Raw genomic sequence first — 973 nt, forward strand, 5'->3', positions numbered from 1 at the left:
GTTCGGGCGCCGCGAGTGGCGCATCGGGATCTGGGTCGTGCTGAGCGGTGTGGTGGCCATCGGCGGCAACGCACTCGTCAAGCTCGTCTTCGCGCGACCCCGTCCGGCCTGGGAGGATCCGGTCCACGAGATCGGCGGGTACTCGTTCCCGAGCGGCCATGCCGCCGGCGCCGGGGTGCTGTTCACCGTGCTGGCGATGCTGACCATCGTGGCCACCGGCCGCGGCTGGAAGCGTCGCATCCTGCTCTCCCTCTGGACCCTGCTCGCACTCGTCACCGCGGCCGACCGGGTGCTGCTCGGGGTGCACTACCTCACCGACGTCACGGCGGGTCTCGCCTTCGGCGCCCTGGTGGCCGTGGCCCTCTGGCTGGTCGTCGCCACCGACGCCAGCCGCCTGCCCTCGGAGCTCGCCGTGCTCACCGGGACCGGACGCAAGCGTGCCGCCGTCGTGCTGAACCCGTCGAAGGTCGCCGACGTCGAGGAGTTCAAGACGCGCGTGCGACTCGTGGCGGACCAGAACGAGTGGAACGAGCCGCTGTGGTTCGAGACCACCGTGGAGGATCCCGGCTACGGGCAGGCGCAGGCCGCCCTCGAGGCCGACGTGGACCTGATCGTCGCCGCCGGTGGCGACGGGACCGTCCGCGCGGTGTGCGAGGAGGCGGCCCGCACCGGCGTGGCGGTCGCGATCATCCCGCACGGCACCGGCAACCTGCTGGCCCGCAACCTCGGCGTCCCGCTCAACCCGCGCGACGCGCTCGAGGTCGCCTTCGGCGGCCAGGACAAGGCGATCGACCTGGCCCGGTTCACGACCGACGGCGGGGTCGACACCAGCTTCCTGGTCATGGCCGGCCTCGGCATGGACGCCATGATCATGACCGGCGTCAACGACGAGCTGAAGAAGAAGGTCGGCTGGGCCGCGTACTTCGTGTCCGGCATCAAGGCACTGCGCTTCCCGGGCATGAAGGTCACCATC

1 protein-coding gene is annotated in these 973 nt (G+C 71.2%); it reads left to right on the forward strand.

All coding sequences use genetic code 11. The features are described 5' to 3' along the window. The coding region (locus ASF38_RS08370) for a diacylglycerol kinase family protein (protein ID WP_200914461.1) at nucleotides 1-973 on the forward strand (973 nt) is incomplete at both ends.

It is taken from the genome of Aeromicrobium sp. Leaf272, assembly GCF_001422865.1.
In the GTDB taxonomy this organism is placed as follows: Bacteria; Actinomycetota; Actinomycetes; order Propionibacteriales; family Nocardioidaceae; genus Aeromicrobium.